This is a genomic window from Nocardia sp. NPDC051570 (assembly GCF_044454005.1).
GTDB lineage: Bacteria > Actinomycetota > Actinomycetes > Mycobacteriales > Mycobacteriaceae > Nocardia.
The window spans coordinates 301,985-316,671 of the sequence record NZ_JBITDI010000008.1; the positions used below are offsets into that span (position 1 = coordinate 301,985).

The following is a 14,687-nucleotide window of genomic DNA, read 5'->3' on the forward strand; positions in this document are numbered from 1 at the left end:
GGGCACCGACAAACATCGGAAGGGTCGATCCGGCCGAAGTTCCGACGGCTACGACAGCGCGGACAACAGCGCGGCGACAAGGGCCTCGGGCGTGCCCTTGGTCGTATATCCCGCGGCGTAGCGATGGCCGCCGCCGCCCAGCCGGGTCGCGACCTGGGCGACGTCCACGCCGTCGTCGGTGCCGACGCCGCTGTCGCGCGAGCGCAGCGAGACCGTCCAGAGCTCCGAGGTGGTGCGAGATTCCTTGAATACGGCCGCGATTCCGGCCTCGGCCGTGGTGCGCACGACGTCGATGACGCTCTCGACCTCCTCCGAGCGCAGGCCGTCGATATCGGTGCGGCGGACGAAGGCGTAGACCAGGCCGACCCCGGCCGCGGCATCGGGTTCGAGCCGAGCGGTGTCCAGTACTCGCGAGAGCATCGGCAGCCAGCCGAACGGATGGGAGTCCATGAGGGTTCTGGTGATCCCGGCACCATCGATACCGGTGGCCAGCAAACGCTCGGCGAGCCGGTGGGTACCGGATCCGGCCCAGCGGAAACAGCCGGTATCGGTGACCAGTCCCGCGAACAGGCAATGCGCCACCGGCCGATCGATCGGCTCACCCCAGGCGTCGAAGACCCGGGCCAGCAGGCTGGTCGTCGACTCGGCGGCGGCATCGATCAGATTCACCGTGCCGAACCGGGTATTGGACCGGTGATGGTCGAGCACGAGCGTCGTGGCCGCACCGGGGATCCGATCGGCCAGCGCGCCGAGCCGCCCGACACTGCCGCAGTCGACCGCGATGAGCAGATCGACCTCGTGCGGCACCTGCGCGGGCGGCACCAGATACTCGATCCCGGGCAGCGACCGCATCGACGCCGGTAACTCCGCGGGATCAGCGAAGGAGACCCGCACCGGCACTCCGCGCCGGGCCAGGACCTGGGCCAGTGCCAGTCCGCTGCCGATGGTGTCGGCATCGGGCTGCACATGACACAACACGGTCACCGACCGCGCGGCGGTCAGTAATTCGACAGCCGCGGCGAGCTCCGCCGCCGGCGTAACTGCAGTCATCGCGGGCCAATCGCGACCGCCGAGGCGGTCAGTCTTCCTCGTCGCGGTCGGACTTGTAGGGATCGGCCTCGCCCGCGTGCTGGGCGTTGGCCGCGACCTGCGCCACCCGCTCGTCCACCGCACGGGCCTTGGCCAGCAGTTCCTCCATCTGCCGCGCCGCGTCCGGGACCGTGTCCAGGATGAAGGCGAGGGTAGGCGTGAACTTGATGCCGGTCGCGGTGCCCACCTTGGTGCGCAGCACGCCCTTGGCCTTCTCCAGCCCCGCCGCGGCGCCCTCGAAATCGGGCTCGACGTCGAGCGACTCGCCCAGCACCGTGTAGTACACGGTCGCCTCTCGCAGATCACCGGTCACCTTGGCGTCGGTGATGGTTACGAAACGCAGCCGCGGATCCTTGATCTCGTATTCGATCGCGTTACCCACGATGGAAACGATCCGCTTCGCGAGTCGGCGTGCTCTGGCCTGGTCCACCATGGCCGACCCTCCTCACTCTTACTCCCGGCGGTCAGGCCGGGTTTCGATTCAGTCTTCGGGTCCGAAGACGCGGCGGCGCACTGCCAGCAACTCTAACTCCGGACGCGCGGCGACGTGGCGTTCACATTTGTCCAGCACCTCTGTGAGATGCCCCATTCCGGAGCTGACCATGGCCACGCCCAGTAGCGTGCGGCGATGCCGGTCATGTTCCCCGCCCTCGGCCGCACACACTCCGAAGCGCTGCAATTCGGCCACGATGGGCCGGATCACCGAGCGCTTCTCCTTCAACGAATGCACATCGCCGAGCAGGATGTCGAACTCCAACGCTCCGACGAACAACGGCTCACCTCTTGATGATTCGTCCTGGTCGACATCGGGCCGGGACCTCTGAGATCTCGAGCATACCGGGGCCAGAGACTCCATATCCCTGGCCCCCGCACGCTTTTCGTCAGGATCAGTCCCGCGGCTTCTCACGAAGCTCGTAGGCCTCGATGATGTCGCCTTCCCTGATGTCGTTGTAGCCGAACGTCATACCACATTCGAAGCCCTCACGGACCTCCGTGGCATCGTCCTTCTCCCGGCGCAGCGACTGGATCGTCGTATCGGCGACCACGACGCTGTCGCGGAGCAGGCGGGCCTTGGCATTGCGCTTGACCGACCCGGAGGTGATCATGCAGCCCGCGATGTTGCCGAACTTCGAGGAGCGGAAGACCGCGCGAATCTCGGCGCGACCCAGCTCGACCTCTTCGTAGATCGGCTTGAGCATGCCCTTGAGGGCCTTTTCGATCTCATCGATGGCCTGGTAGATCACCGAGTAGTACCGGATGTCCACACCCTCGCGGTTGGCCAGCTCGGTCGCCTTGCCCTCGGCCCGGACGTTGAACCCGATGATGATCGCGTTCGACGCCGACGCCAGGTTGACGTTGGTCTCGGTGACGCCACCGACACCGCGGTCGATGACCCGCAGTCGGACCTCGTCGCCGACCTCGATGCCCAGCAGGGCCTCCTCGAGGGCCTCGACCGTACCGGAGTTGTCGCCCTTGAGGATCAGGTTCAGCTCCGAGGTCTCCTTCAGAGCGGCATCCAGATCTTCCAGGCTGATCCGCTTGCGGCTGCGCGCGGCCAGGGCATTGCGCTTACGCGCATTGCGCCGGTCGGCGATCTGCCGGGCGATGCGGTCCTCCTCGACGACGAGCAGGTTGTCACCCGCGCCGGGCACCGACGTGAAGCCGATGACCTGGACCGGACGCGACGGCAGCGCCTCTTCGACGTCCTCGCCGTGCTCGTCGACCATGCGGCGCACGCGACCATAGGCGTCGCCCGCCACGATCGAGTCGCCGACCCGCAGCGTGCCGCGCTGCACCAGCACTGCCGCCACCGGACCACGGCCGCGGTCCAGATGCGCCTCGATGGCGACACCCTGGGCGTCCATATCCGGGTTGGCCCGCAGGTCCAGCGTCGCATCGGCGGTCAGGATGATCGCCTCGAGCAGCTTATCGATGTTGATCGCCTGACGTGCGGAGATGTCGACGAACATCGTGTCGCCGCCGTACTCCTCGGCCACCAGGTTGTACTCGGTCAGCTGCTGCCGGATCTTCTCCGGGTTCGCGCCTTCCTTGTCGATCTTGTTGACCGCGACCACGATCGGCACATCCGCGGCCTGCGCGTGGTTGATGGCCTCCACCGTCTGCGGCATGACGCCGTCGTCGGCGGCGACCACCAGGACCGCGATATCGGTGGCCTTCGCACCACGGGCACGCATGGCGGTGAACGCCTCGTGACCCGGGGTGTCGATGAAGGTGATCAGACGCTCCTCTTCACCGACCTCGGCCATGACCTGGTAGGCGCCGATGTGCTGGGTGATACCGCCGGCCTCGCCCTCGCGGACGTTGGTCTGGCGGATGGTGTCCAGCAGTCGGGTCTTACCGTGATCGACGTGACCCATGACGGTCACGACCGGCGGGCGGATCTGCAGATCGGACTCGTCGCCCTCGTCCTCGCCGTAGGTGAGGTCGAAGCTCTCGAGCAGCTCGCGGTCCTCGTCCTCGGGCGAGACCACGTGCACGACGTAGTTCATCTCGCCACCGAGCAGCTCGAAGATCTCGTCGTTCACCGACTGGGTCGCGGTGACCATCTCACCGAGGTTGAACAGCACCTGCACCAGCGAGGCCGGGTTGGCGTTGATCTTCTCGGCGAAGTCCGACAGCGAGGCGCCGCGAGCGAGACGGATGATCTCGCCGTTGCCGCGGGGCAGCCGCACGCCGCCGACCGACGGGGCCTGCATCGAGTCGTACTCTTGCCGCTTCTGCCGCTTCGACTTACGGCCCTTGCGGGGCGCGCCACCGGGACGACCGAATGCGCCCGCGGCACCGCCGCGACCACCCGGACCACCGGGACGACCGCCGCCGCCACCGGGACGACCCCGGAAGCCACCGGCCGCGGGAGCACCCGCACCGGCACCGCCGCCGCCACCCGGAGCGCCGCCACCGCCGCCGCGGTAGTTACCGCCACCGCCGCCGCCACCACCGGGACGACCCGCGCCGCCGCCGCCGGGAGCACCGCCGGGACGACCCGGACGACCGCCGCCTGCCGGACCCGGACGGGCCGCACGCTGGGGCATCGCACCCGGATTGGGCCGAGGAGGCATCGAACCCGGGCTCGGGCGCGGACCGCCCGGACGCGGGCCGCCGCCCTGCGCGGCCGCCGGACGCTGACCGCCCTGACCACCACCGGGACGCGGGCCCGGCGTCGGCCGGGGACCGCTCTGCGACGGGCCGGGACGCGGACCACCGGGACCGGGCGCCGGACGCGGCGCCGGGCGCTCGCGCTCCGGAGCCGAGGAATACGGATTGTTGCCCACGCGAGGCGCCTTGGGGCCGGGACGCGGACCGCCCGGACGCGGGCCACCGTGGCCCTGGCCACCATGGCCCTGACCACCCTGACCTTGACCCTGACCACCCGAACGCTGTTGCTGCTGCCCGGGACGCGGACCGCCGGGGGCGGGACGCTGATCCTGCTGCGGCTGCGCGGGCTGCGCCGCCGCGGCGGGCGCGGGCGCGGGGGTCGCGGGCTTCGGCACAGCGGGTTTGGGCGCCGGGCCGGGCTTCACCGCGGGGCCGGGACGCGCGCCGGAGGCCTCGGGCTTGGCGGCCGGAGCCTCCGACCGTGCGGCCGGGGCCGATTCCGCGACAACCGGGGCCGGTTTGGCCGGCGCCGGACTGGGCACGGGATTACGCGGTCCGGGACGCGGACCGGGCGTCGCGCCGGACGCGGGCTTGGCCGCCGGGCGCGCCTGGTTCTGACCGGGCTTCGCGGATGACTTGTTGCCGTTGGACGCACCCGACTTCGATGCGAACGACTCCCGAAGCCGACGAGCGACGGGGGCCTCCACCGTCGACGACGCCGACTTCACGAACTCGCCCTGCTCCTTGAGCGTTGCGAGTAGTTCCTTGCTCGTGACACCGAGTTCTTTTGCCAACTCGTGCACGCGGGCCTTGCCTGCCACTGCTCTCCTCACTGAGAGGTCGAGCGTGGCACCCGCCCTAAGGGGACGGTGAGCCCGCACGACCTCCGATTATCTTCGATTGCCGATCATCGTTGGTACTTCATCACGGTGTCTTCATGAGTGCTCGTGCCTGTTCTTCACGTAGTGCTCCAGGGCTGAGATATCCAGTTTTCCGGACACTCTTAGCGCTCTGCCGAACGCTCGGCGCCGTTCTGCATTGCTCAGACAGACCGAAGAGGGGTGCAACCAGGCACCCCTTCCGGGAAGTCTGTGCCGCGGATCGGGAACGACCGCGACGCCGTCTTGCGACGACAGCGCCACGACCCGCAACAGATCGGCGGCCAGCTCGCGTTTCCGACATCCGATGCACGTCCGGACGGGTCCGGAGCACAGAGAGTTCGGAGACTCGCGCTGAGCCTGAGACCACTCTACCGCTGCCACGTCCCGATCTCCGCATCCAGCCCTCTGGTTAGTTACCAACATGTCATCCTGCCGCTACCTCGTATAAGGGGCGAGCGGTTTTCTACCAGCGCTTTTCCTCAGCCCCGATGCGCCTCGGTGCGCACCGAACCGGCCGCGTCCGGGGCCGCATCGGAACGGATATCGATGCGCCAGCCGGTCAATCGCGCCGCGAGCCGCGCGTTCTGGCCTTCCTTGCCGATCGCCAGCGACAGCTGGAAGTCGGGCACCACGACCCGCGCCGCACGCGCCTCCGGATCCACGATCGTGACCGAGACAACCTTCGACGGGCTCAGCGCATTCCCGACGAAGCTCGCCGGATCCTCGGCATAGTCGATGATGTCGATCTTCTCGCCCGCCAGCTCGCTCATCACGTTGCGCACGCGCTGGCCCATGGGCCCGATACACGCACCCTTGGCGTTCACGCCCGGCACGGTGGTCCGCACGGCGATCTTGGAGCGGTGTCCGGCTTCCCGGGCCACTGCCACGATTTCGACCGAGCCATCGGCGATTTCGGGCACCTCGAGGGCGAACAGGCGGCGCACCAGATTCGGATGCGTGCGCGAGAGGGTGATCTGCGGACCGCGCGGACCGCGCGAGACACCGACCACGTAGCACTTGATCCGATCGCCGTGCTCATAGGTCTCGCCCGGCACCTGCTCGGCGGGCGGGATGAGTCCCTCCGCGCCGTGCGCCTCGCTGCCGATGCGCACCACGATGGTGCCGCGGGCGTTCATCCGGGCGTCGCGCTGAACGACGCCGCCGACGATATCGCCCTCGTGCGTGGCGAATTCGCCGAAGGATTTCTCATTCTCGGCATCACGTAGGCGCTGCAGTACGACCTGACGCGCGGTGGTGGCGGCGATGCGGCCGAAACCCTCTGGGGTGTCGTCCCATTCGGAGATCATGTTGCCGTCGGCATCGACCTCACGGGCCATCACCCGCACCACACCGGTCTTCTGGTTGATGTCGATGCGGGCGTTGGGCTCATGGCCCTCGGTGTGCCGGTAGGCGGTCAACAGCGCGGACTCGATCGCGGAGATCACGGTCTCCATCGAGATCCCCTTATCGGCAACGATCGCGCGCAGGGCTTCGATTTCGATGTTCATTCCACGATCCCTTCGGTCGACGCGGCTACAGATTCCTGTGCTTCGGTGGCACCCGGCTCCGGGCGGCCGGGGGCGACTCCCCCGGCGAGTTCCATCTCCGCCGCACCGGGTGGGGAGAATTCCACCTGGACGACGGCCCTGTCGATATCGGCCAGCGGCACGGTGACGCGATGGGGTTTTCGCTTGCCGCCGAGCACGAGGGCGACCTCGGTCTCGGTGGCCGCGCCGACCCTGGCGTCGAAGCGGTCGCTGTTCTCCGGGGTGGGTGCGCCCGAACGCAAGGTGACCTGGACCTTACGGCCGCGGGCGCGACGCCAGTGCCGGGGTGCGGTCAGCGGGCGATCGATACCGGGCGTGGTGACCTCCAGCAGATACTCGGTCTCACCGAAATCCTCGGCCTCGTCGAACACCTCGGAGACCTCGAAACTCAGTGCCGCGATCTCGTCCAGGTCCACCCCGGAATCGTTGTCCACCACGATCTTTACGCGTGTTTGCGACCGACCGGCAGCCGTGATCGCCACGTCCTCGAGGTCGAATCCTCGGCGCTCGACGAGTCCAGCAACAAGCTGGCTCACCCTTTCCTCGGTCGGCATCGGCATGTGGGGCGGCTCCTGGTTCAGTTGTGACGGGATGCAGTTGTCGATATCGGTCCTGGTCGGACCAAGTCGGTGCGCGGTCTCGGTGGAATACTCCGCCGAAGGTCTAGCGTAACGCGCCCGAAGAGTGTAAAGGACCAGCCAACCTTTTCCAGTTTCCCATGGGCACGCGCACCGCCTCGACAGTCGAAGCGGCAGATCACAGCGTGTCGAGTGGGCTCGGCGATTTGTCTCACCACAATCACTGGCACGATAGAGGCGTGCCGAGCACCGAGATCGTCGTCCCGCCGCCGCAGCGGCCGCGCACTGCCGCAGTGTCCCCGCCCGCCATCAACCGCCGATCCCTGCTGCGGATCGCGGGCGGCGGCGCCCTGGCGATCGGCGCGCTCGGTATGACAGCCTGCGCCGAGGACAAGCCCGCCGGACCGGATGTGCTTCTGGCACAAGAACAGTCGGCGCGCGTGGATGCGGTGTGGGCGAAGGCCGCCGTCGCCGCGACTCCCGACCGGACGGCCGCGCTGACCCTGATCGCGACTCAGCGCACCGAGCACGCCGATGCACTGCGCGCCGAAATCGACCGCGCCCTGGGCGTTTACGGCGACGGCACCAAGCCGAAGTCCAACACCCCACCGGTCACCGTCCCGCTCGCTCCCACATCGCCGCCGACGGTTGCCGCGCTGCGCGATCAGCTCACGCAATCACAACGCGCCGCAGCCGATCTCGCCGCGACGCTGTCCGGATACCGCGCCGGCCTGCTCGCCTCGATCAGCGCCTGCTGCGCCACTCACACGGGAGTCCTGCTCGCATGACCACCACCGATCAGCAATCCCTCACCGACGCCCTGAGCGCCGAATACGAGGCCGTCTACGCCTACGGCGTCATCGCGGCCTACGCCTCCCCCGATCGCAACAAGATCGTCGCGGAATACCTTGCCTCCCACCGCGCCCGCCGCGACGCCACCATCGACACCCTGAAATCCCTCGGCTCCCCCGTCCCCACCCCCGCCGCGGCCTACACACCCCCCTTCCCGGTCAACGACCCCACCCCCGCCGCCAAACTGGCCGCCACCATCGAATCCGACGCCACCACAGCCTGGCGCGCGGTAGTAGAACACGCCACCACCCCCGACCTCCGTCACACCGCCACCGAGGCCCTCACCGAAACCGCCCTCCGCCTGGCGACCTGGCAAGCGATTCTGGGGACGAATCCGGCAACAGCGGCATTCCCAGGGAAGAACTGAGCCGCTCGGATCAGTCGAACAGCTGATCCACGGAGTCCACGGTGGACGCGCGACGGCCCCACATTTCGAGCTGGTCAGGATCCTTACACGAGGTGATCCGGTCCTTGGCGTCCTGAGAAATCGAAATGCCGCGCGAATCCAGAACGGCCAGAAGCAGCCGCGCCTCACCTGCGACAACGCCCTCGGCGACGTAACGCCGGGCGAAATCGCTCTGGTACTCGTAGGTCAGGGCCATCAGCTCCTCCAAACGGTGCCGGGCTGTGACCGACAAGGCCTCAGCCACCATGTCATAGTACATTTTGGCCTGCTCATCCCCGGTTTCGTGGAGCCCGGCGAGTAGTGCGGTCAACACGGCATCCGCATCGGGCCCTTCACCGTGCGCGATCGCGGACAGCACGGCTCGCTCCGGGACAGCCACCGCCTCGACTGGGTCGGTTACCGCAGGTATGCGATCCGGCCCGAGCACCAAAGGACGTAGCACCAACCCGGGGTGCCCGAGATCTATCGGCCGTCGGCACCATGCCGCAACGCCGAGCTTCGGAGCTATCACCAGCAGATACGTCGGGCATTGCAATCGCGATCGAAGAGTGGCCAGGTAGACCGGCCACTTCCAATGGCGTGAATCATCGTATCCGCGTTGGATTTCCACGCAGATACCAATCAATGCCCGACCATTCCCGTCATACAACGCGAACGCGCTGTCACCCCGAAACTCCTTCGGACCGACATCGGTGAAATCACACGGCTCGGCATGCGCCCGTTCGTAATCGGGCACCTTCTCGCCGAACACGTGCATCAGATACCAGGCCGCCAGCATCGGCTGCGACCGAAACAGCTCAACCAAACTCTCGTGCTGGTGAGTGGGCATGCAGCGGACAGTACGCGGAGGTACCGACAAGTCCGTTCACGGTCGAATGTCCAATTGAGACAAGGGATCCGGCCCATCGGCGTGCGCAAATCAACACGCCCATAGCCGCGCCCAACGCCGCTACGAAACGCCGCGGTCCTCGTCGCTGAATCGCATGTGCGCCAACACCTCGAACGCCGACTCGACTGTGCGGACCGGAGGATCGTCGTCGAGGTCTCCGAATTCATCGGTCACCCACGAAGTATCCGCCGCCGGGTTGTCCGACGAAAGTCGGACAACCCGCCGCCTCAGCTACGCGCCTTGTCCAGCACCGCGCGCACGGCCTGCTCGGCCGGGATCTCCTCGCCCGTGCCCGCGAACCGGTCGCGCAGTTCGACCTTGCCCTCGGCCCAGCCGCGGCCGACCACCAGCACCAGCGGCATGCCCAGCAGTTCGGCGTCCTTGAACTTCACACCCGGCGAGGCGGTGCGGTCGTCGAGCAGGACCTCGAGTCCGGCGGAATCGAGTTCGGCCGCAACCTGTTCCGCGCCCGCGCGGGCCGCGTCGTCCTTGTTGGCGATGACCACGTGCACGTCGAAGGGCGCGACCTCCCCGGGCCAGCGCAGCCCCTTGTCGTCGTGCAGCTGCTCGGCCAGCACCGCGACCATGCGCGATACGCCGATGCCGTAGGAGCCCATGGTCAACCGCACCGGCTTGCCGTTCTCGCCGAGCACATCGACCTCGAAGGCATCGGTGTACTTGTAGCCGAGCTGGAAGATATGGCCGATCTCGATGCCGCGCGCCGCATGCAGCACGCCGCGCCCATCGGGCGAGGGGTCACCGTCGCGGACCTCGGCGGCCTCGATCGTGCCGTCGGGGGTGAAGTCGCGCCCCGCGACCAGGCCGACCACATGCTTACCGGGCGCGTCGGCGCCGGTGATCCACGCGGTGCCGCTCACCACCCGCGGATCCACCAGATACCGAACCCCGTTGTCCTGCAGCGCCTTCGGGCCGATATAGCCCTTCACCAGGAACGGATTGGCCCGGAAGTCCTCCTCGGTGAGCAGCTCCACCTCGGCGGGCTCGAGCGCCGCACCGAGCCGCTTGTCGTCGACCTCGCGGTCGCCGGGCACGCCGATGCCGACGATCTCGGTCTTACCGTCGGGATGATGCAGCTTGACCATCACGTTCTTCAACGTGTCGGCCGCGGTGATCGCCCGCCCGAACTGCTCGGCCACCGCGGAATTCGCCCATTCGACCAGCGTCGCGATGGTCGGGGTGCCGCGCGTCTCGTGGACCTGCGCCGCGGGCTGCCCCTCGATCGGGATCTCCGGCGGCGCGGCCGTGACCACGGCCTCGACATTCGCGGCGTAGCCGGACTCGCGGCAGATCACGTAGGTGTCCTCGCCGACCGGGCTGTCGGCCAGGAACTCCTCCGACGCGCTACCACCCATCGCCCCCGAGGTGGCCGACACGATCACGTATTCCACCCCGAGCCGATCGAAGATCCGCTTGTAGGCCTCGCGATGCGCGTTGTAGCTGGTCTTCAGGCCATCCTCGTCGAGATCGAACGAGTAGGAGTCCTTCATGACGAATTCGCGCCCGCGCAGGATGCCCGCGCGCGGCCGCTCCTCGTCGCGGTACTTGGTCTGGATCTGGTACAGCATGACCGGAAGATCCTTGTAGGAGTTGTACTCACCCTTCACGGTGAGCGCGAACAGCTCCTCATGCGTCGGCCCGAGCAGGTAGTCGCCCTTCTTGCGGTCCTGCAGCCGGAACAGGCTGTCGCCGTACTCGGTCCACCGCTTGGTCGTCTCGTACGGCTCGCGCGGCAGCAGCGCCGGCAGCGAGATCTCCTGCGCGCCGATCCCGTTCATCTCCTCCCGCACCACATTCTCGATCTTGCGCAGCACGCGCAGACCCAGCGGCAGCCACGAGTACACGCCCGGCGCGATGCGGCGGACGTATCCGGCGCGCACGAGAAGCTTGTGGCTGGGCACCTCGGCGTCGGCGGGATCGTCGCGCAGGGTACGCAGGAACAGGTGGGAGAGACGGGTGATCACGGCTGCACAGCGTAGCCCGTGCTCCGGCGTTGCCGGAAAGGCATCAGTCAATTCGGCACGAACGGGGGCTCTGCGTGGTTACGCAAGCTACCGCCTCCGAGCCCTGACCGTTCGCGCCGGTACCGTATCGACTCGTGCTGGTGATCCTGCCTCCCTCCGAAACCAAGTCCGACGGCGGTGAACTCGGTCCGCTCGAGTTGGACGCGCTGTCGTTGCCACAGCTCACCGCCGTGCGCGACAAGCTGGTCACCGAGCTGATCTCGCTGGCCGACGATGCCGACGCCGCGCGGACCGCGCTGGGCCTGGGTAAGGGCGCCGATGCGGAGATCGCCCGCAACGCGGCGCTGCGGACCTCCGCGACGCGCCCCGCGCTGACGCGCTATACCGGTGTGCTCTACGACGCACTCGACGCCACCTCGTTCACCGAGCCACAGCGGGACAAGGCCTTCGCGCGGCTGGCCATCGGCTCGGCCCTGTTCGGCATGGTCCGGGCATCCGATCCGATTCCGGCCTACCGGCTCTCGGGCGGATCGAAGCTGCCCGGCCTGCCGACCCTGGCGTCGGTCTGGAAGCCCGCCCTGGTTCCGGCCCTGCGCGAGGAGACCGCCGGAGAGCTGGTGGTCGATCTGCGCTCGGGGACCTATCAGCAGCTGGGCCGCATTCCCGGCGCGATCACCGCGACCGTGCTCACCGAGCGCCCCGACGGAACCCGCACCGTGGTGAGCCACTTCAACAAGCATCACAAGGGCCTGCTCGCCCGCGCCCTGGTACTGACCCGCTCGGAACCCGCCACCGTGCGCGATCTGGCGAAGGTGGCCGAAAAGGCCGGGCTGCGAGTGGAAATCGCGTCGTCCACGGAATTGCTCGTGCTCACCTGAACGATGGCGGCGCGTCCGCGGCCGCGCTGCCCCAGGCGGGATCGGCGGTGCCGGAGAGTGTGTAATCCAGTGTGCCGCCGTTGGTGACGAACGATTCCGGCAGCCACGGCTTGGTCCAGGACTGCCCGTTGACCGCCAGCGCGGTCACATACGGTCGGCCCGGGCCCGCATTCGGTGCGTCGACGGTGATGGTCCGCCCGCCCGGTCGGGTGATGGTGGCGCTGGTGAACAGTGGACTGTTCAACACCAATTCGGCCCGCCCCGGGATCATCGGATACATGCCCAGGGCGGCCCATACGTACCACGACGACATCTCGCCGAGATCGTCGTTGCCGACCAGACCGTTCGGCCCCGCTCGAAACAGTTGTCCGCGTGCGCGATCGACGAGGGCCTGCGTCTTGGCGGGCGCGCCGGTGTAGGTGTAGATCCACGGCGTCTGCAGGGTCGGCTCGTTGCCCAGGAATGCGTACGGCTCTTTGGTTCCCACATTGAGTTTGGTGAAAAACGTGTCCAGCCTCGTGTTCACGGCATCGTCGCCGCCGAGCGCATCGATCAGCCCGCGCAGGTCGTAGGGCACCATCCAGGTGTATTGCGCCCCATTGCCTTCCACATAACCGTCCGGACTGGCCGGATCGAAGGTCGGGGCGAAGGCGCCGTTCACATCACGAGGCCGCAGATAGCCTGTCCCCGGATCGAACAGAGTGTGCCAGTTCCGTGCTCGCGTCAGGAACTCCTCGCGCATCGGGATATCGCGGAGCCGGTCGGCCAATTGGGCGATGGCGAAGTCCGCGCTGGTGTACTCCAGCGTGTCCGATGCCTGGCCCGGCACATAGCCACGCAGCCGATAGTCGATCAGGCCCGGCCGCTCCTCATAGCCCTGACCGTTCACCCCCGGCGTGCTCGCCCCCACCGCCATCTGGGATAAGGCCTGTGTCGCGTCGAAATCCGTTGCGCCGAAGGCATATATAGAGGACACGATGATGTGATAAGGATCGCCGTTCATCACACCCGTGTAGTCGTTGGCGACCGTCCAGCGATCCCATGCCCCGCCCTCACGCGCGAAAACCGTCATGCTGCGGGCGATATCGGCGGCCTCCCGCGGCGCCAGCAATGCCAGTAACTGGACCTCGCTGCGATAGATATCCCAGCCGGAGAAGTTGGTATAGATCGGATGGCGTGGATCCGTGGTGTGCATCGCCTTGTCGAATCCGGCGTAGCGGCCGTCGACATCGGAGAAGATATTCGGTTGCAGCAGAGCGTGATACAGGGCGGTGTAGAAGGTGCGGCGCTGATCATCGGTGCCCCCGGTGACCCGGATCTGGTTCAGCCGGGCATTCCACGCCGCCCGGGCATCGGTACGCACCCGATCGATATCGGGCGTCCCGCCCTCGGCCGCGAGATTGGCCCTCGCCCCGTCGATCGACACGAAGGACAGGCCCACTTGCATCGTGACGGAGGCGCCGGCCTCGAAGCCGACATACGCCCCGACGCCGGGCGCGGGCGCCACGGCGTCGATCGGCCGCATCGACAGCGATTGCGGGACAAGGGCCTCGGCCGCATCGAGCACCGGATTCGCTGGGGCGCTACCGCTTTCGGCCGTCCGATTCGCGGTGACGACGTCGTCGTGCCAGGTGCCGAAACGCTGGAAGGGCCGGTCGAACCGGGCATGGAAGTAGACCGTATAGGAGCTGCGGGTGCCGCAGAACCTGCCGCTGCGCGCCGAACCCTCGATGTAGTCCGGCCCGATCGTGACATGCGCGTCCTCGGTCCCCATGACCGAGCCGGCGACATTCACCAGCAGCGTCGCCGGCGCGCCGGGCGGATAGCTGAAGCGTCCCGTGCCGGTGCGCTGCGTCGCGCCCAGCTCGACCCGAACGCCGTCGGACAGGGCGACGCGATAGCTTCCGGGCTCGGCCTGCTCATCGGCGTGCGAGAACGTCGACACGTACTTCTGCGGAAGGCTCGCGGGGGAATCGGTGACGTCCCCGATCGTCGGCATGAAGGGAAAGTCCTGATAGGTATCGCACCCCGCGCCCGACAGGTGGGTGAGACTGAATCCCTTGATCCGGTTGTCGTCGTAGAAGTATCCGCCGTGCTGGGCGGTGACCGTATCCGGACTCCACTGCACCATGCCGAACGGCACATCGGCCCCCGGGAACGTATTGCCCGCGCCGCCACCGGTTCCCATATCCTGGTCGCCGGGTTGGGTGCCGACGCGCGGTTCGACCCACCGCGCCAGGTCCTGCCCGCCGTCGGGCGCCGCCGACACCGCCGGAACCAGTGGCCCGGCCGTCAGCACCGAGACCGCGCCCACTACCGCGGCGACACGCCTGAATCTGCGAACGGCCGTCCTATCGCGCTGCGCCATCGTCGCAGGGCCTTCCTGTCGTCGGATTCGATCACTTCATGACCTGCGATAGACATTCGTTGTCACCGCGCACGAGGATGGGAGCCCGAACACGGCATAT

The 14,687-nt window shown here is 67.7% G+C and carries 13 protein-coding genes; 3 read left to right on the plus strand and 10 right to left on the minus strand.

Annotated features, from left to right (window positions below; all coding sequences use genetic code 11):
- Window positions 1-48: 48 nt before the first annotated feature.
- The 7 genes from ACIA76_RS22420 to rimP form a co-directional block, all read right to left on the minus strand.
- Complete coding sequence (locus ACIA76_RS22420) at window positions 49-1,050, minus strand: bifunctional oligoribonuclease/PAP phosphatase NrnA (RefSeq protein WP_397153780.1); 1,002 nt, start codon at window positions 1,048-1,050, stop codon at window positions 49-51.
- 28 nt (window positions 1,051-1,078) lie between these two features.
- Window positions 1,079-1,522 carry a 30S ribosome-binding factor RbfA gene (gene rbfA / locus ACIA76_RS22425; protein ID WP_397153781.1) on the minus strand — a complete coding sequence of 148 codons (444 nt, stop codon included), beginning with the start codon at window positions 1,520-1,522 and terminating at the stop codon, window positions 1,079-1,081.
- 48 nt (window positions 1,523-1,570) lie between these two features.
- Window positions 1,571-1,861, minus strand: a complete 291-nt coding sequence (locus tag ACIA76_RS22430; protein WP_397153782.1) for a DUF503 domain-containing protein — start codon at window positions 1,859-1,861, stop codon at window positions 1,571-1,573.
- 115 nt (window positions 1,862-1,976) lie between these two features.
- Window positions 1,977-5,027 (minus strand): translation initiation factor IF-2, encoded by a 3,051-nt coding sequence (gene infB, locus ACIA76_RS22435; RefSeq protein ID WP_397153783.1) that lies wholly within the window; start codon window positions 5,025-5,027, stop codon window positions 1,977-1,979.
- 114 nt (window positions 5,028-5,141) lie between these two features.
- The gene (locus tag ACIA76_RS22440; protein WP_397153784.1) at window positions 5,142-5,510 is read right to left on the minus strand and encodes a YlxR family protein; all 369 of its coding nucleotides are present in this window, start codon (window positions 5,508-5,510) and stop codon (window positions 5,142-5,144) included.
- Window positions 5,511-5,566: 56 nt separating this feature from the next.
- Entirely contained in the window at window positions 5,567-6,595 is a 1,029-nt protein-coding gene (nusA, locus tag ACIA76_RS22445; protein WP_397153785.1) for a transcription termination factor NusA, read from the minus strand.
- Entirely contained in the window at window positions 6,592-7,194 is a 603-nt protein-coding gene (gene rimP / locus ACIA76_RS22450; protein WP_397153786.1) for a ribosome maturation factor RimP, read from the minus strand. Before rimP ends, nusA begins: the two co-directional genes overlap by 4 nt.
- Before the next feature lie 257 nt (window positions 7,195-7,451).
- Between rimP and ACIA76_RS22455 the strand changes: the two genes are divergently transcribed.
- Complete coding sequence (locus ACIA76_RS22455; RefSeq protein ID WP_397153787.1) at window positions 7,452-8,000, plus strand: hypothetical protein; 549 nt, start codon at window positions 7,452-7,454, stop codon at window positions 7,998-8,000.
- The gene (locus ACIA76_RS22460; RefSeq protein ID WP_397153788.1) at window positions 7,997-8,431 is read left to right on the plus strand and encodes a ferritin-like domain-containing protein; all 435 of its coding nucleotides are present in this window, start codon (window positions 7,997-7,999) and stop codon (window positions 8,429-8,431) included. The genes ACIA76_RS22455 and ACIA76_RS22460 overlap by 4 nt, the downstream gene beginning before the upstream one ends.
- A 10-nt stretch (window positions 8,432-8,441) precedes the next feature.
- Here the strand turns inward: ACIA76_RS22460 and ACIA76_RS22465 are convergent, their stop codons facing one another.
- Both ACIA76_RS22465 and ACIA76_RS22470 read right to left on the minus strand, forming a co-directional pair.
- A complete protein-coding gene (locus ACIA76_RS22465) occupies window positions 8,442-9,299 on the minus strand; it encodes a hypothetical protein (RefSeq protein WP_397153789.1) in 858 nt (285 codons plus the stop codon).
- 287 nt (window positions 9,300-9,586) lie between these two features.
- Window positions 9,587-11,341 (minus strand): proline--tRNA ligase, encoded by a 1,755-nt coding sequence (locus ACIA76_RS22470; protein ID WP_397153790.1) that lies wholly within the window; start codon window positions 11,339-11,341, stop codon window positions 9,587-9,589.
- Between the two features lie 134 nt (window positions 11,342-11,475).
- On the opposite strand from ACIA76_RS22470, the gene yaaA reads away from it, so the two are divergent.
- Window positions 11,476-12,219, plus strand: a complete 744-nt coding sequence (gene yaaA, locus ACIA76_RS22475; RefSeq protein WP_397153791.1) for a peroxide stress protein YaaA — start codon at window positions 11,476-11,478, stop codon at window positions 12,217-12,219.
- Here the strand turns inward: yaaA and ACIA76_RS22480 are convergent.
- Window positions 12,212-14,587, minus strand: a complete 2,376-nt coding sequence (locus ACIA76_RS22480; RefSeq protein WP_397153792.1) for a GH92 family glycosyl hydrolase — start codon at window positions 14,585-14,587, stop codon at window positions 12,212-12,214. The two genes, yaaA and ACIA76_RS22480, sit on opposite strands and share 8 nt — an antisense overlap.
- Between the last annotated feature and the right edge of the window lie 100 nt (window positions 14,588-14,687).

What these genes read in the sequence shown, in the direction of transcription:
- ACIA76_RS22420 (WP_397153780.1), bottom strand. Translation starts at nt 1,050, where the DNA reads ATGACTGCAGTTACGCCGGCGGCGGAGCTCGCCGCGGCTGTCGAATTA.
- rbfA (WP_397153781.1), bottom strand. Translation starts at nt 1,522, where the DNA reads ATGGTGGACCAGGCCAGAGCACGCCGACTCGCGAAGCGGATCGTTTCC.
- ACIA76_RS22440 (WP_397153784.1), bottom strand. Translation starts at nt 5,510, where the DNA reads ATGTTGGTAACTAACCAGAGGGCTGGATGCGGAGATCGGGACGTGGCA.
- nusA (WP_397153785.1), bottom strand. Translation starts at nt 6,595, where the DNA reads ATGAACATCGAAATCGAAGCCCTGCGCGCGATCGTTGCCGATAAGGGG.
- rimP (WP_397153786.1), bottom strand. Translation starts at nt 7,194, where the DNA reads ATGCCGATGCCGACCGAGGAAAGGGTGAGCCAGCTTGTTGCTGGACTC.
- ACIA76_RS22460 (WP_397153788.1), top strand. Translation starts at nt 7,997, where the DNA reads ATGACCACCACCGATCAGCAATCCCTCACCGACGCCCTGAGCGCCGAA.
- ACIA76_RS22465 (WP_397153789.1), bottom strand. Translation starts at nt 9,299, where the DNA reads ATGCCCACTCACCAGCACGAGAGTTTGGTTGAGCTGTTTCGGTCGCAG.
- ACIA76_RS22480 (WP_397153792.1), bottom strand. Translation starts at nt 14,587, where the DNA reads ATGGCGCAGCGCGATAGGACGGCCGTTCGCAGATTCAGGCGTGTCGCC.